Below are 25,511 nucleotides of genomic sequence, written 5' to 3'. Positions count from 1 at the left end.
AATAGGTTTGATTCCCACCAAGTCACCCGTCTTACCCAAATCAACGAAGGCCCTGTTACTCTTGAACAGGTTCAGTGAAAGGGGGGCAGCCATGTCAGGTTTCGATGACAGAGCCATGGAACTTCTTCGCATGCTCCGGAAGGATTACAAATCTGGAGCAACAACGCTGGCGCTGAAGACCCTCAAGGGTCTCTCTCGGTATGTAGAGGAGGTCAAACCTGGCGACCTGACACCCTTGCTAAGCGAGCTTCGCAACGCCCGGCCCAGTATGATTGTGATTGCCAATGCCCTGGCAAGAGTGGCGTCACGATTGGCTGGTGGGGAGACACCACTGGCTGCGATAACCCGGGTTACCTGCGAACTGGAAAACGCCAGTTCAGCCATAGCACGGCACGCGCACCCACTGATTCCGACCAATGCAGTGGTTATGACTCACAGTGCCAGCTCCGCAGTGCTCGGGCTTCTTCGTTTACTGGCCCATGAACAACACGGCTTTTCCGTGATCTGTACCCAGAGCAGCCCCGGCCACGAGGGGCACTCTTTGGCCGTCGCTCTGAACGATATGAAGGTTCCGGTGACGCTGATTACCGATGCCCAGATCGGGTTGTTTGTCCCGCAGGCGGATGTGGTGATCACCGGTTGTGATACCTGGCTGGCGGATGGGCATTTCATCAACAAGAGCGGGACCCGACTCCTCGCCCTGGCCGCCCGCGCCCACAAAAAGCCGTTATGGGTGCTTGCGGACAGTTTCCGGCACAGCGATCAGACCAGCGAAAACGTCACTCTGGAAGAAATGCCGGCCAGCGAATTAGGTGCGCCGGAGGGTGACTGGATTACCCCCCGGAACATCTATTTCGAGACAATCCCCGAATCTCTGGTCACAGGCCGGGTCAGCGAGCAGGGCGTTTTTTCGTGCCCTGACTCGCCTCAGCAATAAGCGGGTCTTCGGGCCAGGGGTGTTTGGGATAGCGCCCGCGCATATCCTTGCGAACGTCGGGATAGGCATTCTGCCAGAAGCTGGCAAGATCCGCGGTGACGGCCAGGGGGCGCTGGGCGGGGGAAAGCAGATGGATAACAACGGGCACCCGGCCACCGGCCACTCGCGGGGTTTCCGTCCATCCGAACAAGGCCTGCAGCTTGGCCGCCAACACGGGACCATTTTCCGCCGTATAGTCCAGCGTCACCGACTGGCCTGTGGGTATAGTCAGGCGTGTTGGCGCCAATTCCTCCAGCGCCTGCTGTTGCGGGTATTCCAACAGGCTGGACAGGGCCTGTTTCAGATCAAGCTTCTCCAGATCACGCCAGCGGTTCATTCCCGCCAGGAATGGCGCCAGCCAGGTTTCCAGGTGCTCCAGCAACCAACGCTCGCTGACGTCGGGCCAGTCACCGGGAAAATAACGCACCAGCAGGGCGACCCGGGCCAGCCACTGGTTCGCCGCCGGTGTCCACGGCAGGCTGTTGAGTCCCTTTTTACGCACGGCTGCCAGCAGACCCTGCTGCAACAGTTCTGGGGGCGGAGCCGGCAAGGCCGTTTCCTCCAGTACCACCTGTCCGAGTTTTCTGACACGGCGTGCCACCACGGTTCCCCGGCTGTCGTCCCAGATTGCCTCGTCCAGTTCCTGGACATGACCGGCCAGATCCTGTGCCAGCAGCGCCGGATCAACCGGCGCGGCAAGGTAGATTGTCGCTTCCCGGGCCTTGCCATCAAGCTCTGCCGTGGCCAGCCACTGATGACGGGCCAGCCGGTCGTCGTCCCGGAGCAGAGCACCACGGCCATTGCTGAGCTGATAACGCGGAGCATCGCCACGCCGTTTACGGGCCACCCGGTCCGGGTAGGCCAGCGCCAGCAAGCGCCCCACTTCGTCATCGGTGGGCAATTCGGCTGGCCGGTCCAGACCACCCGCCAGCCGCGAGACCGACTTGCCAATGGCTTTCACCCTGGCGATATCAATACCATGGCGAGTGCCCTGACCCCGAAGAATCCGAACCCGCTCCTGCATGTCCGCTCCCGCCGATCGCGCGGCCAGGTCCCGCTCTTCCAGCAGCGCCGCCAGTTCCGCGGCAAGATAGCCATGGCCGATGTTGCGGCCTAGAAGAATCATGTGTGCCAGCCGGGGATGAACCCCCATCTCCCGGGCAGCCTTGCCGTGCTCAGTAATGGCGCCGTCGGCATCGAGCATGTCCAGCCATTGCAGCAACTCCACCGCCTGCTGCCAGTGTGCGGCAGGGGGCAGATCGATCCACTCCAGTTGTTCCGGGGAACGCGCGCCCCACTGGGCCAGTTCCAGCACCAGGGGTGCCAGGTCCGCTTCCTGTATTTCCGGCGGCGTGAAATCCGCCAGGCCGAACTGCTCGGATTCACTCCACAGCCGGTAACACACCCCGGGCTCCAGCCTCCCGGCGCGGCCCTTTCGCTGTTCGGCAGACGCCTTCGATACCCGCCCGGTCACCAGCCGGGTCATGCCGCTGTTCGGGTCGAATACGGCCCGCCTTTGCTGACCACTGTCGATCACCACACGAATACCATCAATGGTCAGGCTGGTCTCGGCAATCGCCGTGGCCAGCACCACTTTGCGTTGTCCCTCTGCAGCCGGTGCAATCGCCCGGTCCTGCTCGTCGGATTTGAGATTGCCGTACAGCGGTGCAATCACTACCTGCTCCGGATCCTGACCCCGCAGCTGTTGTTCCACGCGCCGGATCTCACCGGCTCCGGGCAGGAACACCAGTAACGAACCGCTCTGATCCCGCAGGGCTTCATGGATAACGGCGGTAACCTGATCCGCAACCCGCGCGTTCCGTGGAGACGGTCGATACAGCACATCCACGTCGAACGCCCGCCCTTCACTGGTGATCACCGGCACGTCCCCCAAGACCCTGGCCAGGGGCGCGGTGTCCAGCGTCGCCGACATCACCAGCACCCGCAGGTCCTCCCGCAACGCTTGCTGGGACTCCCGCACCAGCGCCAGTCCCAGATCTGCCTGCAAGGACCGTTCATGGAATTCATCGAACAACACGGCGGCGTAGTCTTCCAGCATCGGGTCGCTCTGAATCAGCCGCGTCAGGATGCCCTCGGTCACGACCTCAATGCGGGTTTGCGACGACACCCGGGTATCCAACCGCGTGCGATACCCAACGGTCTGCCCCGGCTTCTCCCCGAGCTGTCCGGCCATGAACCTTGCCGCCGACCGAGCCGCCAGCCGCCTTGGTTCCAGCATCAGGATCCTGCGGCCCTCCCGCCAGGGGGCTTCCAGCAATGCCAGGGGTACACGGGTGGTTTTGCCCGCACCTGGTGGGGCCTGTAACAGGGCGGTGGTGGAGTTCGCCAGGGTTTGGGTCAACTTGGGGAGGATTTGGTCTATCGGGAGCATGGTTGGGCTTGGTTCAGGACTGTGATGTTTGGGGGAGGGCACGGGGGTGGTATCTATTTTTTGGCGGAAAAGAACTCGCTTCGCTCAGACACCTTTGTCCGCCAAAAAATAGATACCACCCCCATACCCAGCTGTAACTCCAGTTGTCGTTTTCAACATACCATGGTTAGGCTTGGGTTTGGCCGGAAGAGGCTTTTCGAGCCTGCTTTGTCGGATTACGGCTGCGCCTAATCCGACCTACATGTGTGCATGTTCCCGCGTAGGTCGGATTAGCAAAGCGTAATCCGACAACGGTACCTACCAGGAAGCAAAATGCTCCGAACGATCTTTTCGTTTTGTCTCTAACCAGCGACATCGGCATGGTCAGCTAGAGCGGGGTGGAGGGGGTATTTTTCCGCCGGAACATGGGTGTCTGAGCGAAGCGAGTTCCATTTCCAAGAAAAAATACCCCCTCCACCCCGATCAATCCCCAAAATCCTCAATCCTGAAAAGAACCCAAACTCCCTACTCCGACCGAGGCACAAAAAACACAAATACCAGCCCAAAGACCAGAGCCGCCACACCAATGCCGAACGCATTGACCAGGGTGCCGCCGCCATCCAGCCACTGCTTGGTCAGCCAGGGGCCGACCATCTGGGTGAAGCCATAGAGTGCCACCATGGCCGCGGAGAGTCGGGGCCCCTGGTGGGGATGGAGGGCGCGGCCGATGCGCTGGGTCAGTAGCACGGTGCCGAGGAAAGTGCCGCCGACCAGGGCGGCGCAGAGGATCAAGCCAATCTCGCTGGGCAGAACGATAGCGGCCAGGACACCGATCAGCTGGATCAGGAAGTTCAGTTTGAGGGCCGGCAGGTCGCCGATTCGGGCGCCCAGTTTGTTCCATATCCAGGGGCCGGGAATGGTGGCCAGCGCGACGATCAGCCAGGTACCGTTCAGCAACCAGTGGCCAGCTGACAATTCCACTTTCGCCAGCAACGGCAGGAAGGTCATTGGCAGGATGTAACCAAGGCCAGCGCCGGCGTAGGACAGAAACAGCGGGATGCTGGCGCGGTCGAACAGGGGGCTGGTGGTGACGGGGTGATTGTTGTTTTCCTGCTGGCGAACCGGTACGTCCAGTTTCATCAGGCGTGCCGCGCCCCACCAGGCAAGGGGAATTGATATCAGGGCGGCGGGCCACCAGCGCTCGGCGCCCTCGAGCCAGTCGGCGCTGCCGGTGACCAGGCCACTGGACAGGAGCAGGCCAAGACCAACCCCGATGTAGACCAGTCCACTCATGGATGCGCGATTGCGTAACACCAGCCATTCCAGGATCAACGCCGGCGCCTGCACGAACACGATGCCATTGGCGACGCCATTGAGCCAGCGGGCACCGGAGATAACAGTGAGGTGATCGGTCTGGGTAATCACCAGTGTCGTGGCAACGTGCAGCGCCAGCGAGACCGGTAGCAAGGTGCGAATCTGATCGATGCGATGCCAGCGAATCGCCACCATGGCGCCCATCAGATAACCAAGATAGTTCCAGGTCGCAACGGCGGCGCCTTCTGCGGCACCGAACTGGCCGTCATCCACCAGGTAGGGTAACAGCGGTGTGTAGATGAACCGGCCCAGACCATGGACGACAAGAAGAACCACTGCACCGGCAGCAAGGACTGTAAACAGTTCCTGACGTGACGTGCAGCTCTGGCGAGATACGGACATGGCAGACATCCCTGGAAAAAGGGGCGCAGTTTAAGCCACAACTGTCACGAAGTCAGGGGTATCAGGCGTTATTAACTTGCCCGTGCGTGGTTGGCCCTGGCCCACTCATAGATTCGCTCAAAGGCCTCGGCCAGGTCTTCGGGATTGTGTGGTGGCTGGAACACCGCGATCATCTCGCCATCGGGGTTCAGTAAGGCAAAATGGCCGCTGTGATCAACGAGTAGTTCACCGTCAACTTCCCGGTGAACGAAGACGGCGTTGAGGCTTTTGGCAATCGCCCGCAAAGTTTCCAAGTCCCCTGTCAGGCCGTGGAAGTTTGTGCCGAAAAAACCCAGATACCGCTTCAACTGTTCGGGCGTATCGCGTTCGGGGTCCGCACTCACCAGCAGGTAATCAGGCTGGGGCAGGTCGTCCGGTATCAGGTTATCAGTGCGTCTGAAATTTGCCATGGCGGCAGGGCAGACATCAGGACAACTGGTGTAGCCCACAAAGGCGAAGGTCCAGTGCCCCTTCAGATCGTCACGGGTAACCGTGTCACCGTTCTCATCAAGCAACACGAATTCCGGCAAGGGTCGGCCCTGATCGTAGACGTAGGTGTTGAGCTCGGCGAGTTCGGGAGCCGGTGCAGGCGCCCGATCTCCGGCCAGGTACATTTGCCGCCCGACCACCAGACCGAATATCAATATCACTACCAGCAGCAGGATAATCAGGGTCAGGCGAATCGAGCGGTTCATGCAGGCTCCATCAAACGGCTGCTCAGAAAAATACGAAGTGGTCCACCAGCAATACCACAAACAGCACCATCAGGTAGGTGATGGAATATTTGAAGGTCTTGAGGGCAACACGACGATCATCCCCCCGCAGCAAACGGATGGAATATTGCAGGAAACGCAGGCCCAACGCCAGAGCTCCCACCAGGTAAATGCCACCAGACATACCGGTAACGAACGGCAACAGGCTGACCGCCAACAGCATGAACGTGTAGAGCACGATATGCAGTTCGGTGTATTTGTTGCCGTGGGTGACCGGCAACATGGGAATGCCGGCCTTGGCATACTCTTCTTTGCGGTGGATGGCCAGGGCCCAGAAATGCGGTGGTGTCCAGGCGAAGATGATCAGCACCAGCAACAGGGCATGGCCCTCGACCTGACCGGTAACGGCGGTCCACCCCAGTAGCGGCGGCATGGCGCCCGCGAGGCCGCCGATCACTATGTTCTGGGGTGTGGCCCGCTTGAGGAACAGGGTGTAGACACCGGCGTACCCCACCAGGGAGGCGAGGGTCAGCCACGCCGTCAGGGCATTGACCTGCCATACCAGGATGCCCATACCAGCCGCTGCCAGCAGCGTCGCGAAAACCATGGCGTCGACCGGGCTGATTTTCCCCGTCGCCACCGGGCGCTTGCGAGTGCGCGCCATCACCGTGTCGATCTTCTGATCAACCACATGGTTGACCACCGCCGCGGCGCCAGCAAGCAGCGCAATACCGAGGTTACCGTAGACCAACACTTCCCAGCCCGGGACACCGGGGGCCGCCAGCAACATGCCGATCACCGAGGTCAGGATCATCAGCGCTACGACCCGGGGCTTGGTCAGCTCCAGGAAATCCCGCCAGGAAATGGAGGCCTCTGTCTGCGTCTCTGCGTGATTCCCAGCGCTGTGGGCCGGCAGTGTTTTCACATGCTCGCTCATGCCGTCACCTCTCGGTTAATTGTTGTTGTGTTTTGGCTGTTTGCCGCGTGCGTTTGCGGTTGTTCGTGCAGGCGCCACAGCAGGTTGATCACTGACAGCAACAGGCCTGCGCCCATGGCGTTATGGGCCACGGCAACAGAGAGTGGAATATGGAAGGCTACATTGATGATCCCCAGGGTAATCTGGGCGGCCAGCACAAGGACAACCAGTTGTACGTGCCTGGCCATCCCGGTCTGGCGAACCCGCCGCCACATCAGCCCGAGTAGCACGGTAAAGTAGCCTAGCAGTATCAATGCGCCCAGACGATGGGTGACGTGAATGGCCACTCGTCCATCCGCGGTCAGTTGCCCCCCCAGATAGTTGGGGCCGACATGCTGGGTAATATCGAAACCGTGTTGGAAATCCATATCGGCCGGCCACCATTCACCCTGGCAGGTGGGCAGCTCCGGACATGCGACTGCTGCATAGTTGGACGCAGTCCAGGCCCCCAAAGCGATTTGCAGGATAACCAGGCCCAGGCCACCGTAGAGCCATGGACGGAAATGGCTCAGTCCTGGCATCGAATTGCGCTCGGACGGTGTCTTGTGTCTCGCCCGTAAGCGAAGCGTCAGCAGAGTGAGTGCACTCAGTGTGGTAAAGCCTCCCAATAAGTGCAGCGCGACCACCTGAGGCCACAGTTTGAGGGTCACGGTCCACATGCCGAACGCCCCCTGGAGAACGATAAAGCCGGCAATAAACAATGGCAACTTGACCGGCAGGCCTTCCCGACGATGGCGAACAGCAAAGGCCGCCAGTCCAAACACCACCAGCCCCAGGGTGCCTGCCGCATAGCGGTGGATCATCTCCGGCCAGCCCTTGGCCACATCCACCGGTGTCTCCGGAAAACGGGCATTGGCAACTGCAATGCTCTCGCTACTCTGCGGTACCGACAGGAAACCATAGCAGCCAGGCCAGTCCGGGCAACCCAGCCCGGCATCCACCAGCCGGGTCCAGGCACCCAGCATGATGCCCACTACCGCCAGTAGCGCGGCAAACAGTGACCAGCGCTCCATGATGCGGGCACGGTCAGCTATGGAGAGCGATAATCGGGTGGTCTGAGTCTGGATCAAGAGCAGCGTCCTCCGGGCATCCGATTAACCAATCTGGGAAATTTTCATCAGGTGCTTGAGGTCTTTGAGCATGTCCTTGCCGGTGTGCTCATTGCCGTAATGCATCATCACATTACCGAATGGGTCAACCAGCAGGATGCGCGGCTCGCGATCGGGCTGAACTCCGGCCGGCCAGGCCGGAGCCTGATCACCCCGTGACTGCAGTCGTTCCATGCCGCTGTACTCATCGCTCCAACGGGCCTCCAGTCCGGCAGGTACATTCGCGATATAGGCGGCTCTGGACACCCGGTCGGCGTTCTTGCCAAGGGCAATGTTGACCTGTCTGGCAAGGTAAAGCAGGTTTTCGCACTCTTCGGTGCACTGGCCAGCCACGACCATCATCATCCATTCGGCGTTGGCCCGCTGAGGACCAAACCGATTGGCCAGCGGTTGGCCATCAGCGGTTTGCAGCTGGAGTTCGGCAATCGGTAACACGGGTTGTATCAGTTCGCCATTGTTGGTGTGACCAGCCGGATTGAGCCAACCGGTGTAGTACATGATGGTGGCAAACACCATGGGGCCGAAGCCAATGGCGAACAGCAACAGGGCTGTACGTCGGCCACGGCGAACCTGTTCGGGCGTGGGGCCTCCGGATTGCTGATCGGATTCCCTGTTAGCCATTGTCGTTGTCATTATTGGCTCCTGTCTTTCGGTAACTCGCTACCACCGTCAATATAACCAGTGCGATGGCCAGTGAAAACCACTGAAATGCATATCCGTAATGTGTCTGTGGACCCATCAGGTCCGGTTCCCAGTCAGCCCGGTAGGCACCGGGCTGTTCGCTGTCGGAAAGTCTGATCACCTTTGCAGCCAGGGTCGACTCCTGCGCCACAGCCTGCGCGCGTGGCAGGGCCTGAACCCGCCGTGGCCAGCCGCTGTCCAGTGTTTCGCTATCGGCGAGCACCGGAGGTTCCGGGAACTCCGCCAGGCGCCCGCGAATTTCAAGCACCCCGTCGGGAACATCAATCCGGGGCAAGCGGTCACGGGTCCTCGGCGCCTGGATCCAGCCACGATTGACGACCACCGCTGATCCTTCATCCGGATAGAACACCGTCAACACTTCATAGCCGGGAACGCCATCCCGTGTCCGGTTGTCCAGCAGCCAGGTCAGGTCACTGTACCGACCCAGGAGCGTAACCGGACGACCGTTACTCAACCCGCGGGCCTCCTGTCGGGGCCAGCTCAGGGTCTCTGCCTGCTGCTCCCACTGCAACAACTGCTGCTCTTTTTCTTCGGCCCGCTCAAGCTGCCAGATACCCAGGCTGACGAGTAACGGCAGAAACACCCCGGCAAACAACAGTATCCGCCAGTCGAACTGCCACTGGCGACGTGTGGACGACCCGGTATCAGGCATGCTCTGCTATAGTGACCTCAGAATAAACACCATCAGAAACAGGAAATCTCATGCTGAAAGCTGTTGTTGTCATACTCATGCTGGCTGTCGTCGCTAGTCTTTTCAGCGGGCTGTTTTTTCTGATCAAGGACGGCGGCAAAACCAACCGGGTGGTGAACTCACTGGCGGTGCGGGTGGCATTGAGTGTGCTACTGCTGCTGGTGATTGTAATTTCCCTCTGGCAAGGGAGCCTGGTGCTGAACCCGACTCCCTGATATACCACCTCAGATCACATACACGAAGACAAACAGGCACAGCCAGACCACGTCGACAAAGTGCCAATACCAGGCTGCCGCCTCGAATCCGAAGTGCTGGTCAGCGGTGAAATGCCCTTTGATAATCCGGATCAGCATAATGCTCAGCATCAGCGTTCCCAGTATGACGTGGGCACCATGGAAACCGGTGAGCATAAAGAACGTACTGCCGTAGATGCCGGACCGAAGCGTGAGATCCAGATCCGCGTAAGCGTGAGCGTATTCATAGCCCTGAACGAACACGAACAGGAGTGCCAGGGCAATGGTGGCGCCAAGCCAGATCTTGATTTTCTGTCGGTGACCTTCCTTCAGGGCATGGTGTGCCACCGTAACTGTGAATGAGGAGGTGACCAGCAGGATCGTATTGATCAGCGGCAGGCCCCAGGGGCCAATCACTTCCTTGGGGCCGGGAAAGGCCTGAGGATCCGGGTTATTGATCAGCGGCCAGGTCGCCTGGAACCCCTCCCACAGCATGTTACTGCTGGCCCTGTCACCTTCCCCGCCCAACCAGGGCACCGCAAATACCCGGGTGTAGAACAAAGCGCCAAAGAAGGCGGCGAAGAACATGACTTCCGAGAAGATGAACCAGCTCATCCCCCAACGGAAGGAGCGATCCATTTGCGGGCTGTACAGGCCTGACCGACTTTCTTTGATCACACTCCCGAACCAGCCGAACAGCATATAAGCCATGATCAGGGCGCCAATAAAAAACAGGATCCAGGATCCGGTGGTCGGCTCTCCCTGCTTGCCGTTCACCATGATCGAGGCAACGCCGTACAGGGTTACCCCGAGACCGACCGTAGCGATGATCGGCCACTTACTCTGTTCGGGCACGTAATACGTCTGGTTTTCCGCCATGACAGTCTCCGATGGCTTATCCGTTATCGATTATTGTTTTCCTGATCCGATAATTGCCGACAGGCTCTGTCCTACTTCACTTCCGGTGGTGTCGTGAACGAGTGGTAGGGCGGCGGCGACGGCAGCGTCCACTCCAGACCTTCCGCTCCATCCCAGGGCTTGGCCGCAGCCTTCTCGCCCCCCTTCACACACTTCACCACAATCAACAGGAACAACAGCTGCGTGGCGCCAAACATAAAGGCCCCGATGCTGGATACCATGTTGAAATCGGCAAACTGCAGGGCATAGTCGGGAATACGACGCGGCATGCCCGCCAGCCCGAGGAAGTGCATGGGGAAGAACGCCAGGTTCATACCAATAAACGACAGCCAGAAGTGAGTCTTCGCCAGAGTTTCGTCGTACATGTGGCCGGTCCACTTCGGCAGCCAGAAATAGGCCGAGGCGAAAATACCAAAGATGGCACCCGGCACCAGCACATAATGGAAGTGAGCCACCACAAAGTAGGTGTCATGGTACTGGAAGTCAGCCGGGGCAATGGCCAGCATCAGGCCAGAGAAGCCGCCAATGGTGAACAGAATGACAAAGGCCACGGCGAACAGCATCGGGGCCTCGAAACTGAGGGCGCCGCGGAACATGGTGGCCACCCAGTTAAACACTTTCACCCCGGTGGGTACGGCAATCAACATGGTCGCGTACATAAAGAACAGCTGACCGGCGATGGGAATGCCAACGGTGAACATATGGTGAGCCCAGACCACGAAAGACAGCAGGGCAATGGCACCAACCGCGTATACCATAGACGCATAACCGAACAGCGGTTTGCGGGAAAAAGCCGGAATGATGTGCGATACCGCCCCGAACGCCGGCAGGATCATGATGTACACCTCGGGGTGCCCGAAGAACCAGAACACATGCTGGAACAGCACCGGGTCACCACCACCAGAGGCATCAAAAAAGCTGGTGCCGAAGTTGATGTCCATCAGCATCATGGTGACCACGCCCGCCAGCACCGGCATTACGGCGATCAGCAGGAATGCGGTAATCAGCCAGGTCCAGACAAACAATGGCATCTTCATCAGAGTCATGCCCGGTGCCCGCAGGTTCAGGATCGTGGCAATGACGTTGATCGCGCCCATGATGGAGGATATCCCCATGATGTGGACCGCGAAGATGAAGAAGGTCGTGCTGGGCGGACCATAGGTCGTCGACAATGGCGCGTAGAAGGTCCAGCCGAAGTTGGGAGCGCCGCCGGACATGAACAGGGTGGATACCAGGATCAGGAAGGCACACGGCAGCAACCAGAAACTCCAGTTATTCATCCGAGGCAGGGCCATATCGGGCGCGCCGATCATCAACGGCAGCATCCAGTTGGCAAGGCCCACAAACGCTGGCATCACCGCGCCGAACACCATGATCAGACCATGCATGGTGGTCATCTGGTTAAAAAATTCCGGCTCGACAATCTGCAGGCCGGGCTGGAACAGCTCAGCACGGATCACCATGGCCATGGTTCCACCAAGCAGGAACATGGCGAAACTGAAAATCAGGTACATGGTCCCGATGTCTTTGTGATTGGTCGTCAGCAACCACCGGCTGAAGCCCTTGGCAGGGCCGTGGTGATGATGATCCTGGGCGTGGGTATCTGCAACCGCACTCATGAAAAACCCCCGTTACCGCCTTGTTATTCTGGCTGGTGATGTTATTTGGCGAATCATTCCTGGTTCTTGTACTCGAATACTTCCTTCGGTGTAACCATCTCACCGGTGTTATTACCCCAGGCATTGCGTTCATAGGTAATAACAGCGGCCAGGTCCACTTCACTCAACTGGCCACCGAACGCCTGCATGGCGGTACCGGACACACCGTTAACCACGATGTCCAGGTGGGCATCCATATCTTCAAGTACAACCTGACTACCCTTCAGGGCCGGGAAGGCCGGAGGAGCACCGCTACCGTCGGCCTGGTGGCACGCTGCACAGGTGGTGGCATAGGTTTGTTCGCCACGTTCCATCAGCTCTTCCAGGGTCCAGTCCTTCTCGGTCAGCTCGCGCTCACGCTCGGCCGCGGCCTGCTGTTCAGCGACCCATTCATTGTATTCAGCTTCGGGTACGGCCTTGACCACAACCGGCATAAAACCATGGTCCTTACCGCACAGCTCCGTGCACTGGCCACGATAGATGCCAGGCTCATCAACCCGAGTCCAGGTTTCGTTGATAAATCCGGGAATGGCATCTTTCTTGACACCAAAAGCCGGTACCCACCAGGAATGGATAACATCGTTTGCTGTCACCAGCAGACGCACCTTCTTGCCAACAGGAATCACCAACGGGTTATCCACGTCCAGCAGGTAATTCTCACTCTTGTCCAGCCGGTTGTAGATCTCATCCTTGCTGGTCGCCAGGTTGGAGAAGTAACCAAACTCCTCGTCGAGGTAGTCGTACTTCCAGCGCCACTGGTAGCCAGTCACCTTGATGTCCACGTCCGACTCGGCGGTGTCATACATATCCACCAGAGTCGCCGTTGCCGGAATGGCCATAATCACAAGAATTACGAAGGGAATGATGGTCCAGAGGATTTCCACCACCGTGTTTTCATGGAAGTTCGCCGGTTTGTGCCCCTGGGACTTGCGGTGGGCGAAGATAGACCAGAACATCACCCCGAAAACCACGATGCCAATGACAACGCATATCCAGAGGATGGTCATGTGAAGGCTGAAAATTTCGTTACTGGTGCCGGTTACCCCGGGAGCCATGTTCAATGTCCAGTCCGCCATGGACCAGGCGGGGAACAAAAGGCCGCCCAAAAGGGCACCTGCCCGCTTAGCGTGCACGCGCATACTGTGTCTCCACAGAGTGTTATTCTTGTCGGATTTTGCGTTCAATCCCTCTGCTCTGGCGGAGCTCGCACACACCGGTCAGGTCAGAGTGGAAGTCTGCTTATGGATAACTCAGGATTGAGTATAGACACAGATCAAGAAAATGCTAAAAGACGACTAAACCCAAACGTTATAAGCCAGGATTATTAATAATCAAATCATATATAAGCCTTCCGCTGACCAGAATGGATCAACGGCTATGGGCACTGGCCTGGCCGCTTATGCTCACCAATCTCACCGTCCCCCTGCTTGGGCTGGTGGATACCGCTGTGCTCGGTCATCTGGAGAGTCCACAATACCTGGGGGCGGTCGCGGTCGGTGCCAACCTGTTCAGTATTCTTTACTGGACGTTCGGATTCATGCGTATGGGCACCACCGGCCTTTCGGCTCAGGCCTGGGGCAAGCGCGATGAGTTTGCCCAGATCGCCCTGCTGTTGCGCTCCATCATACTGGCGACAGCCATTGGCCTGTTGCTGATCGCCTTCCATAAGCCCCTGATCAGTATTGGCCTGACCCTGATGAACCCCAGCGAGCGTGTGGCGGAGCTGGCCGCCGACTACGCCGCCATACGAATCTGGAGCGCGCCCGCCGTCCTCTGTCAGTACACCCTGGTGGGTTGGCTGATCGGCACCCAGTTTCCGCGAGCGCCCATGATCATGCTGATTGTGGCAAACAGCCTGAATATCTTGCTGGACATGCTATTCGTGACGGTTCTGGGCTGGAATAGCCAGGGGGTCGCGGTCGCCACGGTTATCGCGGAGTACTCAGCCGCAGCGATTGGTTTTCGCCTGGTGCTGTTGCGATTACCTGCGGGGCACTCCTTCAGCCGTGCCTTGCTGGGACAGCTGGCGGACTACCTGCGTATTCTGCAGGTCAACCGGTACATCATGGTACGGACCATCGCACTGCTGCTGGTCCTGGCCTTCTTTACCGCGCAGGGTGCCCGCCAGGGAGACACCATCCTGGCCGCCAATGCAGTTCTGCTCACGTTCCTGCTGGTCATTTCCAACGGTCTGGATGGCTTTGCCAATGCCGCCGAGGCCCTGATTGGCGAAGCCGTGGGTAAAGGTAGCCGACGCCAGTTCCGGGTAGTGGTCCGCACCGCTTTGCGCTGGTCGTTGTGGGGATCGGTGCTGTTCACCATCGCTTTTGTGCTGGGCGGTCGCTTCCTGATCAGCCTGTTAACCGGCATTGAGGAGGTCCGCATGACCGCATGGCAGTATCTGCCATGGCTGTGGATGTTGCCGTTCGCGGCGGTCTGGGGTTATCTGCTGGACGGTGTGTTTATCGGTGCCACACGAACCCGGGATATGCAGAACACCATGCTGTTCTCAGCCCTGATCATCTTCCTGCCAGTATGGTGGCTAACTACCGGCTGGGGAAATCATGGTCTCTGGTTCTCACTGATCAGCCTTATGCTCGCCCGCGCCGTGACCATGGGTTGGTTGTTTCTGTCCCATACACGACACGGCCGGTGGTTCGATGCCCGATAACCGTCAGCCAGGCAAACATTACATGGCCCGATTTTCATGATGCGCCGGAAGCAGGCGGGTAAATCTGGGCTACAATTGTCGTAAACGGCAGGCTTGTTGCGGTTGCCAGCCCCTGCTCTCCTGCCTTCAACCACTCTATATGAACAACGGGAGGCGCCTTGCGACCTCAATTCGTTCAGATACCGGCATCTCCTGATATGACACCACAGGTAGTCCTAAACATCATTGATCAGGCACGACGGCAGGAAGCCCACTCCGGCACGTTTCTCCGGCAACTGGGGGAGAAGGCGTCGTCACTGCCTGCCACAATTACTATTGATGGCTATCAACCGGCCACCTGCCTGTTCCAGTTCGCCGTGGAATACATCGAGATGGCTCCCCGACTGATCGAGTGCGTTGAAGCCTGTGCCCGGGAAGCCGGCAAGTCTGACCTGTTCGCCCCGTTCATTGATGCCGCAACCCGCTACTTTACCCAGCCGTCGGCACTGCTGGTACGTTACGACGGCCTTGATGGCCTGCTGATCCGGGCCTACCTCTGCCATCGCCTGATGGAAGAAATGTACGAGAATAACCGCTCCATCCGCGCCAGCGACCTGGTGGACATCGAGGCCACTCATGCCAACCTGCTGGTTCATCAGCTGATTGGCGAACCCTTCGCCAACGAACTGGACGACGCCATTACCCTGACCCTGTTACAGATAGCCGGCACACCGGATTACTATGAGCTCAACCTGGATCCCTTCGTCGAACACGCACAAAATGCCGCCTGGGACTGGATGCGGCAATACTGGGAAAACCTCCTGGTACGGAATCACATCCGTTTCTCTCTGGGCAACGGCCTCTGATTGCGGGTAATCTAGCACCTTCCTGAATACCACGATTCCATACTTACCTGACGGAGGCACCTTTGTTGGACAACGCAGACCTGGGAAAACTGATCATCCGCCTGACCCTGGGCGGGCTTATGCTATTCCATGGCATCGCCAAGCTGATCCACGGGGTCGGATTCATCGAAGGCCAGCTGGCTGGCCTTGGCATTCCGGCGATCTTCGCCTACGGGGTGTTTATCGGCGAACTCCTGGCACCGCTGATGGTGATCCTCGGTTACCAGACCCGCATCGGCGCTTTGTTGATTGCCTTCAACATGCTGGTCGCCATTGCACTGGTCCATGGTCATGAATTGCTGGCGCTGGGCAGCAGCGGTGGCTGGGCACTGGAGCTGCAGGGATTCTTCCTGTTTACCGCGATTGCCCTGGTTTTTCTGGGGCCGGGTCGCTACAAACTGAAGAACTGAGCCACTCGACCACCCGGTTCCGTCCGGATTCCTTGGCCTGATAGAGCGCCTCATCCGCACGCTGGATGAGTGCCTCTGGCCCGGTGCTGTTCGTTGGTGTAATGGTCGCCACGCCGATACTGACGGTCAGATTGACAGGGCGGACTCCATCATTGGGATAAACCGGGTTCTCGGCAACGATCTTCCGCAACCGCTCGGCCACACGCCGGGCGCCCTGCTCGGGGGTAACCGGCAGCAACACACTGAACTCCTCACCGCCATAACGGGCAAGCAGGTCACCGGAACGTTGAATCTCCCTGGCACACAGCCTTGCTACGCTGACCAGGCAATCATCCCCGACCAGATGCCCTAACTGATCATTAACCTGTTTGAAATGGTCAATGTCCAGCATCAGCAAGGAAAGCGGATGTCCCTGTCGACAGGCCCTGCTCCATTCCACCGCCAGCATTTCATCGAAACGCCTGCGATTGGCCACCTGAGTCAAACCATCCGTGAGTGAGATGGCCTTGAGCTGTTCATTGGCCCGTTCCAGCTCTTCAGTGCGCTCCTGCACACGGGTTTCCAGTGTTTGAGTGGCCTGACGCTGGACTGCCAGTGCATGGTCCTGAGCGATCTGGCGCCGATATCGCTCCAGATTGATCCTGTAGGCCAGCGCGAAAGAGAGCAGTATCACTTCCAGCGCAACACCGAATTGCGGCGCAAAATCGGTCGCAAAGGTACTCGGCAGGTAGCCCAGTTTACTGACCGCCAGAACCAGGTGCCCCAGCAACAGCGGTGTCCACGCCAGCACGTAGAAACCGGCAAGTACCTGGCCCTGGCGCCAGACCCACAGGCCAACAAACCACGCCAGGGGAGTAACAAAGGCCCCGAACGCACTGACAATAACGGTACTGGCCTGATAGGGCCCGAACAGACCGAAGAGAAACGTAAACACGGCCACTACGACCACACCCTGAAACAGGCGAAAGGCGAGCGGACTGACGCGCTGCAATGACAGGAAGCTCATGGTGAACAGCGACGCAAAGGCTATGTTTAGAGAAATAATCGGGGCTGTGAAATAGCGGTTCAGAATCGGCATATCTGGCCACAACCACTGAAACAGCAGCCCATTAAAATTGAGCCAGACCATGGCGGCTGCTAACACCGTCAGCACGTACCAGAGGTAGGTCGGGTGGCGAACGATAAGGAAGACAAAAAAGTTGTACAGCGCCATTGCCAACATAATGCCCAGGAATACGGCCTGCCAGCCGTAGGACAGATGCTCTTCGGCAAGGAACTGGGCAGAAGGCACGATTCGCACGGGAATCTGGACCGAGCCCTGGGTTTTCACGCGCACGTAGGCGGTCACTGTCTCGGTATTCGAGGGCACCAGGAACGCAAAATGACGATGCGGTACAGGACGACTGTTAAAAACCCTTCGATCCCCCGTCCGGTACTCCTGAACAATGTCATCCTTCACGACCCAGAAAACCGATACGTCATCCAGCAATGGATAGCCGATCTCCAGAAGCCGGTTCTCAGGCTCTGGCGGGACGTCCACTTTTAGCCAGACACTGCCATCACTGAAGCCGAGGTTTAAAACGTGTTCGGGATCAAATGCTTGCCAGCGACGCTCCGGTAAAGCTCGTGCTTCATCAATTGAGAGGGTGGCATCTCTATCTTTCAGCCAGGAAAACTCGGCGGTTTCGGCCTTCAGGGAAGCAGGGGCCAAAAGCACCATCACAAAGAGGAGACAGCTGCATAAGCGACAGGCTGGCTGATTCATAAAAGGATATCCGATGCCCGGTATCAGTGATTCAGAGTTGCAAACAGTTCAACACGACCCTTATGCATCCTTGCCAGATAGGTGATAAGTTTAGACGCTTACCGGCGGATGATCTCCTGCCTGTTACATAAACCTCACACAACGTCCGGAGTCCGCACATGACCGAAAGAAAAACGGAGATTACGCCAGGGCGCTACCGCCACTACAAAGGTAAGGATTACCAGGTCATTGATATCGCCCGTCACAGCGAAACTGAGGAAAAACTGGTGGTCTATAGGTGCCTGTATGGCGATCACAGCCTCTGGGTAAGGCCGCTGTCCATGTTCCAGGAAACCGTCGAGGTTGCCGGCGAACAGGTACCCCGTTTTTACAGGGTCAGTGACGACTGACATCTGCCCGGCTTTGACTGGAACGATGATTTCCTGCACATTAGCCCGCTTTTTGAGATGTCCACCCTCACAAGGGGTCGGATAAACCGACAATTCCTACCCGGAGTTTTGCCATGAATGCCGTTGTCGCTGCGGTCGCCATCATGCTCGTCCTGAGTTTGTGCCGCATTCACGTTGTTGTCGCCCTGATTATCGGAGCCGTTACCGGTGGTCTGGTCGCCGGCCTGTCCCTGGAAGCCACCATCGAAGCCTTCAATAACGGTCTCGGTGGAGGCGCCACGGTCGCTCTGTCCTACGCCACCCTGGGCGCGTTTGCCGTGGCTATCGGCAAATCCGGCCTCGCCCACGCCCTCGCTGACAAAGCCCTGGCCCTGGTGGGCAAGCAGGACGAAGGCAAAGCCGTCGGCGGCATCCGCTTCCTCATCGTGGGTCTGCTGCTGGCCATTGCCATCTCGTCCCAGAATATCCTGCCGATCCACATTGCCTTCATCCCGCTGGTGGTGCCGCCACTGCTGTACGTAATGGCCAAACTGAACATGGACCGCCGCCTGGTAGCCTGCGTCCTGACCTTCGGCCTGATCACCCCGTACATGTTCCTGCCGGTTGGCTTCGGGGGCATCTACCTGAATGAGATCCTGCTGGCCAATGTCGGTGACAACGGCGTCGATGCCTCCGAACTGAACGTCATGTCCGCCATGGCACTGCCAGCCCTGGGCATGTTGTGCGGTCTGCTGGTTGCGGTGTTGTTCAGCTACCGTGACGACCGCAAATACAACATGGACACCATCGAGAAAACCGAGCGGGTCGATATCCAGTACAACGGCCGCACTCTGTTCATGGCACTGATTGCCATCGTCACCGCGTTTGTCGTCCAGCTCTGGCTGGGCTCGATGATCCTTGGCGCGCTGGCCGGCTTCGTGCTGTTCAACCTGTCGGGTGTAGTCAAATGGAAGGAAGCCGATGATCTGTTCACCGAGGGCATGAAAATGCTGGCAATGATCGGCTTCATCATGATCGCCGCCTCCGGCTTCGCCGAAGTCATGCGCGAAACCGGCGAGATCGCCACCCTGGTGGAAAGCTCGGTCGCCACCATCGGTGACAACAAAGCCATGGCCGCCTTCCTGATGCTGGTAGTGGGCCTGCTGATCACCATGGGCATCGGCTCATCGTTCTCCACCATCCCGATCATCGCCGCCCTGTACGTACCCCTGGCCCTGGAAATGGGCTTCAGCCCGTTGGCCATCGTCGCCCTGGTCGGCACCGCCGGCGCCCTCGGTGACGCCGGTTCCCCGGCCTCCGATTCCACTCTCGGCCCCACCGCCGGCCTCAACGTCGACGGCCAGCACAACCACATCTGGGATACCGTTGTGCCCACCTTCCTGCACTACAACCTGCCGTTGCTTGGCTTTGGGTGGTTGGCGGCTATGGTGCTTTGATTTAGTTGGGAGTGGCCTGCTTTTTGTAGCCTGCCTGATTGGGGGGATGTGAGGGTGGGGGGACGGCGAATCAAAACGGAGAAACGTGGTTTCTTTGAATGTTTTGATTCGCCGTCCCCCCACCCTCACTGTACGACTTGCTAATAAATGCGACTATATGACAGATTTCTGCTGAAAATTGATAAAGAAGTACTGCCGGCTTCTTCCCACCATTTGGCCAGTACGAATCGACTCTGGATAGAGATTTTGATCGTCGCCCTCGGCAGGAGCCTTAACGTCGGTATCCTGATCAAATTGCTGATCCCAAGGCATAATCAGCCTCACTATATGCGGCCTTTCCGTGCTGCATACCCCAGCCAGCCTTTTAGCTGACAGCAACTGATCTATACAAGCTAATCACACCGGCTGGTATGCTCGGCGCTATCGACGTATACATTCTCTAGGCAGCTCTCCACTGGTCCGGTCATCGAAAATTCTCGCTTCAATGCCCATGAGTCGCCAGCAATTTGTGACTCAATGCTTACCTCACTGATCACAATTTTGGCCCCGTCACCCGCCGAGCAGTCAAATACAAGAGGGACGCTTCCTTTATTGGTTAGGGTGGCTGAAATCCCGGCCCGACCATACCAGGGGCCTGGCCCAGATGCTGCTTTACAATGCACCAAGCAAGCGCCAGTGTCTTCCTCACGCGTACAACTGCAATATCTATTTCGATCATAGGTAGATTCATAGGGACAAGAAATGTCTGTGACTGAATGATCCCAACCAATGCCGCCTTCATCGTAATCTGCGTCCCCCGTTAGGCTGCCATATTGAAACGTCCCGCAGCCATTTACCATACTTCCTGGTGTCCCACTTACCTTTGCCCATACTTCGGTGGTTGAAATGGGTATGCCAGTCCAGCCAGTTAACGCCCTCGCAACGCTGACAGCAGCTTGGTTGCCATCCGTGATTTGGAGATAGCCTGTCTCGCAATCTGCAATTTCGGATGATGTTGTCAATGGCTCATCAGAGGAATCATCTTGCCCAGGGCTGACCTCTAAGCTCTCAGTTGACGAGGCGTCGTCCGACTTCCGCATCCAATCCGGGATGCTATCTGGATAAGGGATCCCAACGAGGAAAAGTCGTTTACATTCCGTCAGGTCGTGAGCAACTTCCTGAGCGATGACAGTTTCGCCTTGCCCCCATTCACTATTGCCCCCACTGGAATACTTGCAGCCACCTTCGATCTTCTCTCCCTGTCGGAGTTCATAGCGAAAGCGCCGCATTTGAATGTCGTTTCTGCCATCCCTGAGATTAACGGTTCCACTTGCGAAGAACTCGGTAAAATCGTTAAGGGTGCTGCCAATTTTTAGGAGCTCATCGGCATAGCAGGCAACAGGGCCCCCAAACCCCAACAGGAGCACTAACGCGCTTCCAATTATTCGCATCTGTAGAACCCTCTTATCAGTACAAATACACAGGTGAACAATAGTTGGTGAAGCGGAAATAGCAAGGGCCAACAGAGAAGGCTTCGGCCGATAAACGCCCCCCGGCGATATCTGCGTGGTCAAAAAAGAGAGGGTCTGGGGGAACCTTTCCAAAACATTCAAAGAAACCACGTTTCTCCGTTTTGGAAAGGTTCCCCCAGACCCTCTCAACCCCCACTCAATCAGGCTACAAGGCCAACCCCAGAGGTCAGTCCTCAGAGCCAGCCTTAAAAAACACCACCTGCTTAACCGTATGGTCGTCCTCGTTACCGCGCTTGTTAACCCGGGTTTCAAGTTCGGGATTAGACGGCTGCTCGGTGTCGGACACCGCATCGGTGAAACCGCAGGCCACGCATTCGCGGACCTGGTCACCATCGTCGGTGGTGAACATCTTGATTTTGTCCATCTCCGCACAGCGGGGGCAGACGGCGCCGGCGATGAATCGTTTTGGACTCGCCATAAGATTACTCCAGTATTCGGGCCTTGGTGATCAAGCAGCGTCGTCCGTGATGCCGGTTTGTTTCAATAGTGCATCCACCTGCGGTTCGCGGCCGCGGAAGGCCTTGAACAGTTCCATGGGCTCCTGGGAGCCGCCTTTTTCCAGGATATTATGGAGGAATGCCTTGCCGGTTTCCGGGTCGAAGATACCTCGTTCCTCGAACAGCGAGAACGCATCCGCGGCCAGCACTTCCGCCCACTTGTAGCTGTAGTAGCCGGCCGCGTATCCACCGGCAAAGATGTGGGAGAAGCTGTTGGGGAAGCGGTTGAATTCCGGTGCCCGCACCACGGCGATTTCTTCCCGCACCTTGCGGTGCATATCCAGTGGGTTGGTCGGGGCCTCGCTGGTGAATTCCGCGTGCAGGCGGAAGTCGAACAGGGAGAATTCCAGCTGGCGCACCATGGCCATGCCGGACTGGAAGTTCTTGGCTGCCAGCAGCTTCTGCAGCAAATCTTCTGGCAGCGGTTCGCCGGTTTCGTGATGGGAGGCGATCAGCGCCAGGGACTCCGGGCTCCAGCACCAGTTTTCAAGGAACTGGCTGGGCAGCTCTACCGCATCCCAGGCCACGCCGTTGATACCGGATACTTCCAGCACATCCACCTGGGTCAGCATGTGATGCAGGCCATGGCCGAACTCATGGAACAGGGTGGTAACCTCGTCGTGGGTCAGCAACGACGGTTTGCCGTTCACCGGCGGGGTGAAGTTGCAGGTCAGAAACGCCACCGGCAGCTGCAAGTGGCCACGCTGATTGCGCCAGCGCACCCGGCAATCCGCCATCCAGGCACCACCACGCTTGCCCTGACGGGCGAACAGGTCGAGGTAGAACCAGGCCACCGGCTCACCGTTGCGGCTGATGCAATAGGCGGTGGCATCTTCATGCCAGGGTTCCACCTCGGGCTTTTCTTCGATCTGGACATCGAACAGCTTCTCCGCCACGGCAAACAGCCCCGGCACCACCTTGTTCGCCGGGAACCAGGGGCGCAGGGTCTCCGGGGAGATGTCGTAACGTTCCTGGCGCAGTTTCTCGCTGTAATAGCCGATATCCCAGGCTTCGAGCTCTTCCACGCGATGACGATCCCGGGCGAAGGCTGTCAGTTCAGCAAACTCTTTCTCCGCCACCGGTTTGGATTTGGCGGCCAGCTGGTTGAGGAAATCCAGCACTTCGTCGGTGTTGCGGGCCATCTTGGTGGCCAGGGAGCGTTCAGCATAGTTATCGAAACCGAGTAGCTGGGCGAGGGCGTGGCGGCGCTTGAGGATTTCCGCCATCACCGGGGTGTTGTCCCAGGTGCCGGCGTCCGGGCCCATGTCCGAGGCACGGGTGACAAAGGCTTCGTAGACTTCGCGACGCAGCTCGCGGTTGTCCCCGTAGGTCATGACCGGGAAGAAGCTGGGAAAGTCGAGGGTGATGACGTAGCCGTCGAGGTCTTTCTGTTTCGCCGCCTGTTTCGCGCCCTCAATGGCGCTTTCCGGCAAACCGGACAGCTCGTCGACATCGGTAATGTGCTTGTACCAGTGCTGGGTGGCATCCAGCACGTTGTCACTGAACCGGTTGGAAAGTTCCGCCAGTTCCCGGGACAGGTCGGCGTACTGCTTTTTCTTGTCCGCCGGCAGATCCACGCCACCCAGGTGGAAGTCCCGCAGGGTGTTATCTACGGACTTGCGCTGGGCTTCACTGAGCTCGCTAAAATCGTCCCGCGCCGCCAGTTTCTTATAGGCGTTGCAGAGGGTCTCGTTCTGGCTCAGCTCGGTGCTGTATTCAGTGAGCTTTTCCAGGCAGTTCTTGTAAACCTTGCGCAGGTCGTCGTTGTTCATTACCCCGTTGAGGTGGGAAATCACCGACCAGGCGTTACTCAGCTTGTCTTCCATGGCCTGCATGGGCTGGGCCAGGGTATCCCAGGTGGGGTCTTCCTGTTGCGCCAGTTCGGCGATTTTCACGCGGTTTTCGCTGAGAATCTGGTCAATTGCCGTTTCCATGTGTTCGGTACGAACATGGTCGAACTTCGGCAACAGGTCGTCGGTCAATAATGGGTTATTCATAAGTTCCCTTCTCAGCTGTCAATTTGTAGGGTAGCTTCGGTATATCAGACTTCGGGGAACGGCACCTGTGGGAGGGGGCTTTCCAAAACACGCTCCTTGCGGCACATCCATGTGGCGCTTGGGCTCCGCCATCCATGGCTCCGCACAGTTTTGGAAAGCCCCCTCCCACAGGTACCCCGAACCTCCGGGAAAACGCTATACGAGTATATGTAATGACGAATGTACGTTCTCACAAGGGTATCACGCCACAATTTGGCGAGCGCGCCTGGATTGATCCCAGTTCCGTGGTGATTGGCGACGTAATCACGGGCGATGACTGTTCAATCTGGCCAATGACAGTAGTTCGGGGAGACATGCACAAGATCCGAATCGGTGATCGCTGCAGTGTCCAGGATGGCTCCGTGCTGCATATCACCCACGCCAGTGACTTCAATCCCGGCGGCTGGCCGCTGATCATTGGTGACGATGTCACCATTGGCCACAAGGCACTGCTTCACGGCTGCACCGTGGGCAATCGGGTACTGGTGGGCATGGGCTGCATCATCATGGATGGGGCCGTGGTGGAAGATGAGGTCATCGTCGCGGCTGGCTGTCTGGTACCTCCGGGCAAGACCCTGGAATCCGGCCATCTTTATGTCGGCTCCCCCTGTAAAAAAGCACGCGCGCTGACGGACAAAGAGCGCACTTTCTTCAAATACACCGCTGCCAACTACGTCAAACTGAAGGACGAATATCTGAACGGGCAGGAATGATCCTCCCGCTCCTGATGCAGGTCAAAATTCGATCAGACGGCACTTGAAAACCGCTGCAATGATCCTACATTCGGAAATAGCAGATGTTCACGGATGTCCATCCGGCCGGCGCCACCGGTATGGAGCTGTTCCGCGAGCGAGGCTGATGTCACAACGATTTCAGATTCGTATAGGAGGAGTTTCATTATGAGCAACATTACACGCTGGAATCCGGTCAGTGAATTTGACGACCTGATGAACCGTTACAATCGACTGCTGGGCCTGAGCCGTGGCAACGGGGAGCGGGAAGGCAAGGATTTGTTCAGTCGCAGCGACTGGGCACCTGCCGTTGATATCAAGGAAAGCCCGGAAGCCTTCACCATTGAGGCAGAGCTGCCGGGCATGAACAAGGAGGATGTCAAAGTCACCGTCCATGATGGTGTGCTCAGCATTCAGGGTGAACGCAAACACGAAGAGGAAACAAAGGACAAGAAACACCACCGTATTGAGCGGGTCTATGGCAGTTTCCTGCGCCGCTTCACCCTGCCGGAGAACGTGGACGAAGGCAGTATCAAGGCCAACTTCAAGGACGGAGTGTTGTCACTCACCCTGCAGAAGTCTGAACCTGCCGAACCGAAAGCCATTGAGGTCGAGGTTCAGTAACCCACTGCAACACCGGGGGAATTCAACTCCCGGCTTGTTCCTTTGTTTTTGCTCCGGCGGCTTTCAGAGCCTCGGCATAGGCCACGCTCCTGCGGTGAGCCGAGATGTGGTCGAGAATGGTTTCGCCGGATTCAGCAACGGCATTGAGATCCCGTCCAGCGTCCAGGAAGAACGCAATAAAACGCTCGAAGTCCTCTGCCCGCATGGCCTGGTAGGCTTTCTGCAATACATGAAAATCCGGGTTTATGCCGGCTTCCGCTGGCTCGATGGCAAGAAAACTCCTGACCCGCTCGTCGCTCCACTCTTCGCCAATCACTTTGGGTTTGTCTGGTCCGCTCATAGTCTCCCTCCGGTATTTTCCGACTTATCGTTTATAACTGGGGGGCACAGTATAAAGATCTGAAAGCGAAGAAGTTAGTTGAAATGACTATGAGGTGCTGCCACCAGAGCATAAG

Annotated in this window: 24 protein-coding genes; 9 read left to right on the top strand and 15 right to left on the bottom strand. The window is 57.9% G+C overall.

The window, feature by feature from the left end; genetic code table 11:
* The first annotated feature begins 91 nt into the window (after positions 1-91).
* Positions 92-937 (top strand): translation initiation factor eIF-2B, encoded by an 846-nt coding sequence (locus tag MARLIPOL_RS11010; RefSeq protein WP_012138184.1) that lies wholly within the window; start codon positions 92-94, stop codon positions 935-937.
* Here MARLIPOL_RS11010 and hrpB read toward each other — a convergent pair.
* The 7 genes from hrpB to MARLIPOL_RS10975 form a co-directional block, all read right to left on the bottom strand.
* Entirely contained in the window at positions 891-3,368 is a 2,478-nt protein-coding gene (gene hrpB / locus MARLIPOL_RS11005) for an ATP-dependent helicase HrpB (RefSeq protein WP_012138183.1), read from the bottom strand. The genes MARLIPOL_RS11010 and hrpB overlap by 47 nt on opposite strands.
* Before the next feature lie 504 nt (positions 3,369-3,872).
* Positions 3,873-5,063 carry a YbfB/YjiJ family MFS transporter gene (locus MARLIPOL_RS11000; RefSeq protein ID WP_012138182.1) on the bottom strand — a complete coding sequence of 397 codons (1,191 nt, stop codon included), beginning with the start codon at positions 5,061-5,063 and terminating at the stop codon, positions 3,873-3,875.
* Positions 5,064-5,134: 71 nt separating this feature from the next.
* Positions 5,135-5,797 (bottom strand): SCO family protein, encoded by a 663-nt coding sequence (locus tag MARLIPOL_RS10995; protein ID WP_012138181.1) that lies wholly within the window; start codon positions 5,795-5,797, stop codon positions 5,135-5,137.
* A gap of 22 nt (positions 5,798-5,819) precedes the next feature.
* Positions 5,820-6,752 (bottom strand): heme o synthase, encoded by a 933-nt coding sequence (cyoE, locus tag MARLIPOL_RS10990; RefSeq protein WP_012138180.1) that lies wholly within the window; start codon positions 6,750-6,752, stop codon positions 5,820-5,822.
* A complete protein-coding gene (locus tag MARLIPOL_RS10985) occupies positions 6,749-7,804 on the bottom strand; it encodes a COX15/CtaA family protein (RefSeq protein WP_036191450.1) in 1,056 nt (351 codons plus the stop codon). Before MARLIPOL_RS10985 ends, cyoE begins: the two co-directional genes overlap by 4 nt.
* An 81-nt stretch (positions 7,805-7,885) precedes the next feature.
* Positions 7,886-8,533 carry a hypothetical protein gene (locus tag MARLIPOL_RS10980; RefSeq protein ID WP_228677609.1) on the bottom strand — a complete coding sequence of 216 codons (648 nt, stop codon included), beginning with the start codon at positions 8,531-8,533 and terminating at the stop codon, positions 7,886-7,888.
* Positions 8,514-9,254 (bottom strand): SURF1 family protein, encoded by a 741-nt coding sequence (locus MARLIPOL_RS10975; RefSeq protein ID WP_012138177.1) that lies wholly within the window; start codon positions 9,252-9,254, stop codon positions 8,514-8,516. Before MARLIPOL_RS10975 ends, MARLIPOL_RS10980 begins: the two co-directional genes overlap by 20 nt.
* A 50-nt stretch (positions 9,255-9,304) precedes the next feature.
* Between MARLIPOL_RS10975 and MARLIPOL_RS10970 the strand changes: the two genes are divergently transcribed.
* Positions 9,305-9,508, top strand: coding sequence for a twin transmembrane helix small protein (locus MARLIPOL_RS10970; protein WP_012138175.1), 204 nt, complete (start codon positions 9,305-9,307; stop codon positions 9,506-9,508).
* 9 nt (positions 9,509-9,517) lie between these two features.
* On the opposite strand, the gene MARLIPOL_RS10965 is transcribed toward MARLIPOL_RS10970, so the two are convergent.
* The 3 genes from MARLIPOL_RS10965 to coxB form a co-directional block, all read right to left on the bottom strand.
* The gene (locus MARLIPOL_RS10965; protein ID WP_012138174.1) at positions 9,518-10,405 is read right to left on the bottom strand and encodes a cytochrome c oxidase subunit 3; all 888 of its coding nucleotides are present in this window, start codon (positions 10,403-10,405) and stop codon (positions 9,518-9,520) included.
* 71 nt (positions 10,406-10,476) lie between these two features.
* On the bottom strand, positions 10,477-12,063 hold the full coding sequence (gene ctaD / locus MARLIPOL_RS10960) for a cytochrome c oxidase subunit I (RefSeq protein WP_012138173.1): 1,587 nt from the start codon (positions 12,061-12,063) through the stop codon (positions 10,477-10,479).
* A 53-nt stretch (positions 12,064-12,116) separates the two neighbouring features.
* Entirely contained in the window at positions 12,117-13,241 is a 1,125-nt protein-coding gene (gene coxB, locus MARLIPOL_RS10955; RefSeq protein WP_012138171.1) for a cytochrome c oxidase subunit II, read from the bottom strand.
* Between the two features lie 224 nt (positions 13,242-13,465).
* On the opposite strand from coxB, the gene MARLIPOL_RS10950 reads away from it, so the two are divergent.
* The 3 genes from MARLIPOL_RS10950 (at position 13,466) to MARLIPOL_RS10940 (ending at position 16,067) form a co-directional block, all read left to right on the top strand.
* On the top strand, positions 13,466-14,773 hold the full coding sequence (locus tag MARLIPOL_RS10950; protein WP_012138170.1) for an MATE family efflux transporter: 1,308 nt from the start codon (positions 13,466-13,468) through the stop codon (positions 14,771-14,773).
* A gap of 197 nt (positions 14,774-14,970) precedes the next feature.
* The gene (locus tag MARLIPOL_RS10945) at positions 14,971-15,618 is read left to right on the top strand and encodes a hypothetical protein (protein WP_012138169.1); all 648 of its coding nucleotides are present in this window, start codon (positions 14,971-14,973) and stop codon (positions 15,616-15,618) included.
* A 62-nt stretch (positions 15,619-15,680) separates the two neighbouring features.
* On the top strand, positions 15,681-16,067 hold the full coding sequence (locus MARLIPOL_RS10940; RefSeq protein ID WP_012138167.1) for a DoxX family protein: 387 nt from the start codon (positions 15,681-15,683) through the stop codon (positions 16,065-16,067).
* On the opposite strand, the gene MARLIPOL_RS10935 is transcribed toward MARLIPOL_RS10940, so the two are convergent.
* A complete protein-coding gene (locus tag MARLIPOL_RS10935) occupies positions 16,012-17,787 on the bottom strand; it encodes a sensor domain-containing diguanylate cyclase (RefSeq protein ID WP_082446161.1) in 1,776 nt (591 codons plus the stop codon). The genes MARLIPOL_RS10940 and MARLIPOL_RS10935 overlap by 56 nt on opposite strands.
* 203 nt (positions 17,788-17,990) lie before the next feature.
* Here MARLIPOL_RS10935 and MARLIPOL_RS10930 point away from each other — a divergent pair, with 203 nt between their 5' ends.
* On the top strand, positions 17,991-18,221 hold the full coding sequence (locus MARLIPOL_RS10930; RefSeq protein ID WP_012138165.1) for a DUF1653 domain-containing protein: 231 nt from the start codon (positions 17,991-17,993) through the stop codon (positions 18,219-18,221).
* Between the two features lie 113 nt (positions 18,222-18,334).
* Positions 18,335-19,657 (top strand): Na+/H+ antiporter family protein, encoded by a 1,323-nt coding sequence (locus tag MARLIPOL_RS10925; RefSeq protein WP_012138164.1) that lies wholly within the window; start codon positions 18,335-18,337, stop codon positions 19,655-19,657.
* A gap of 392 nt (positions 19,658-20,049) precedes the next feature.
* Here the strand turns inward: MARLIPOL_RS10925 and MARLIPOL_RS10920 are convergent, their stop codons facing one another.
* The 3 genes from MARLIPOL_RS10920 to prlC all read right to left on the bottom strand — a co-directional run bounded on the left by MARLIPOL_RS10920 (position 20,050) and on the right by prlC (position 23,662).
* The gene (locus MARLIPOL_RS10920) at positions 20,050-21,258 is read right to left on the bottom strand and encodes a hypothetical protein (RefSeq protein WP_145768777.1); all 1,209 of its coding nucleotides are present in this window, start codon (positions 21,256-21,258) and stop codon (positions 20,050-20,052) included.
* A gap of 76 nt (positions 21,259-21,334) precedes the next feature.
* On the bottom strand, positions 21,335-21,586 hold the full coding sequence (locus MARLIPOL_RS10915) for a YheV family putative zinc ribbon protein (protein WP_012138162.1): 252 nt from the start codon (positions 21,584-21,586) through the stop codon (positions 21,335-21,337).
* Between the two features lie 30 nt (positions 21,587-21,616).
* Positions 21,617-23,662 carry an oligopeptidase A gene (gene prlC / locus MARLIPOL_RS10910; protein ID WP_012138161.1) on the bottom strand — a complete coding sequence of 682 codons (2,046 nt, stop codon included), beginning with the start codon at positions 23,660-23,662 and terminating at the stop codon, positions 21,617-21,619.
* Between the two features lie 212 nt (positions 23,663-23,874).
* Between prlC and MARLIPOL_RS10905 the strand changes: the two genes are divergently transcribed.
* Both MARLIPOL_RS10905 and MARLIPOL_RS10900 read left to right on the top strand, forming a co-directional pair.
* Complete coding sequence (locus MARLIPOL_RS10905) at positions 23,875-24,414, top strand: gamma carbonic anhydrase family protein (RefSeq protein ID WP_012138160.1); 540 nt, start codon at positions 23,875-23,877, stop codon at positions 24,412-24,414.
* A 186-nt stretch (positions 24,415-24,600) separates the two neighbouring features.
* Positions 24,601-25,056, top strand: coding sequence for an Hsp20/alpha crystallin family protein (locus tag MARLIPOL_RS10900; RefSeq protein ID WP_012138159.1), 456 nt, complete (start codon positions 24,601-24,603; stop codon positions 25,054-25,056).
* 22 nt (positions 25,057-25,078) lie between these two features.
* Here the strand turns inward: MARLIPOL_RS10900 and MARLIPOL_RS10895 are convergent, their stop codons facing one another.
* Positions 25,079-25,396, bottom strand: a complete 318-nt coding sequence (locus tag MARLIPOL_RS10895; protein ID WP_012138158.1) for a PA4642 family protein — start codon at positions 25,394-25,396, stop codon at positions 25,079-25,081.
* Positions 25,397-25,511: the final 115 nt, after the last annotated feature.

The organism is Marinobacter lipolyticus SM19, from assembly GCF_000397065.2.
GTDB classification, from domain to species: domain Bacteria; phylum Pseudomonadota; class Gammaproteobacteria; order Pseudomonadales; family Oleiphilaceae; genus Marinobacter; species Marinobacter lipolyticus.
The sequence above is the reverse complement of the archived record's forward strand: the minus strand, read 5'-3'. Positions and strand labels throughout refer to the sequence as shown.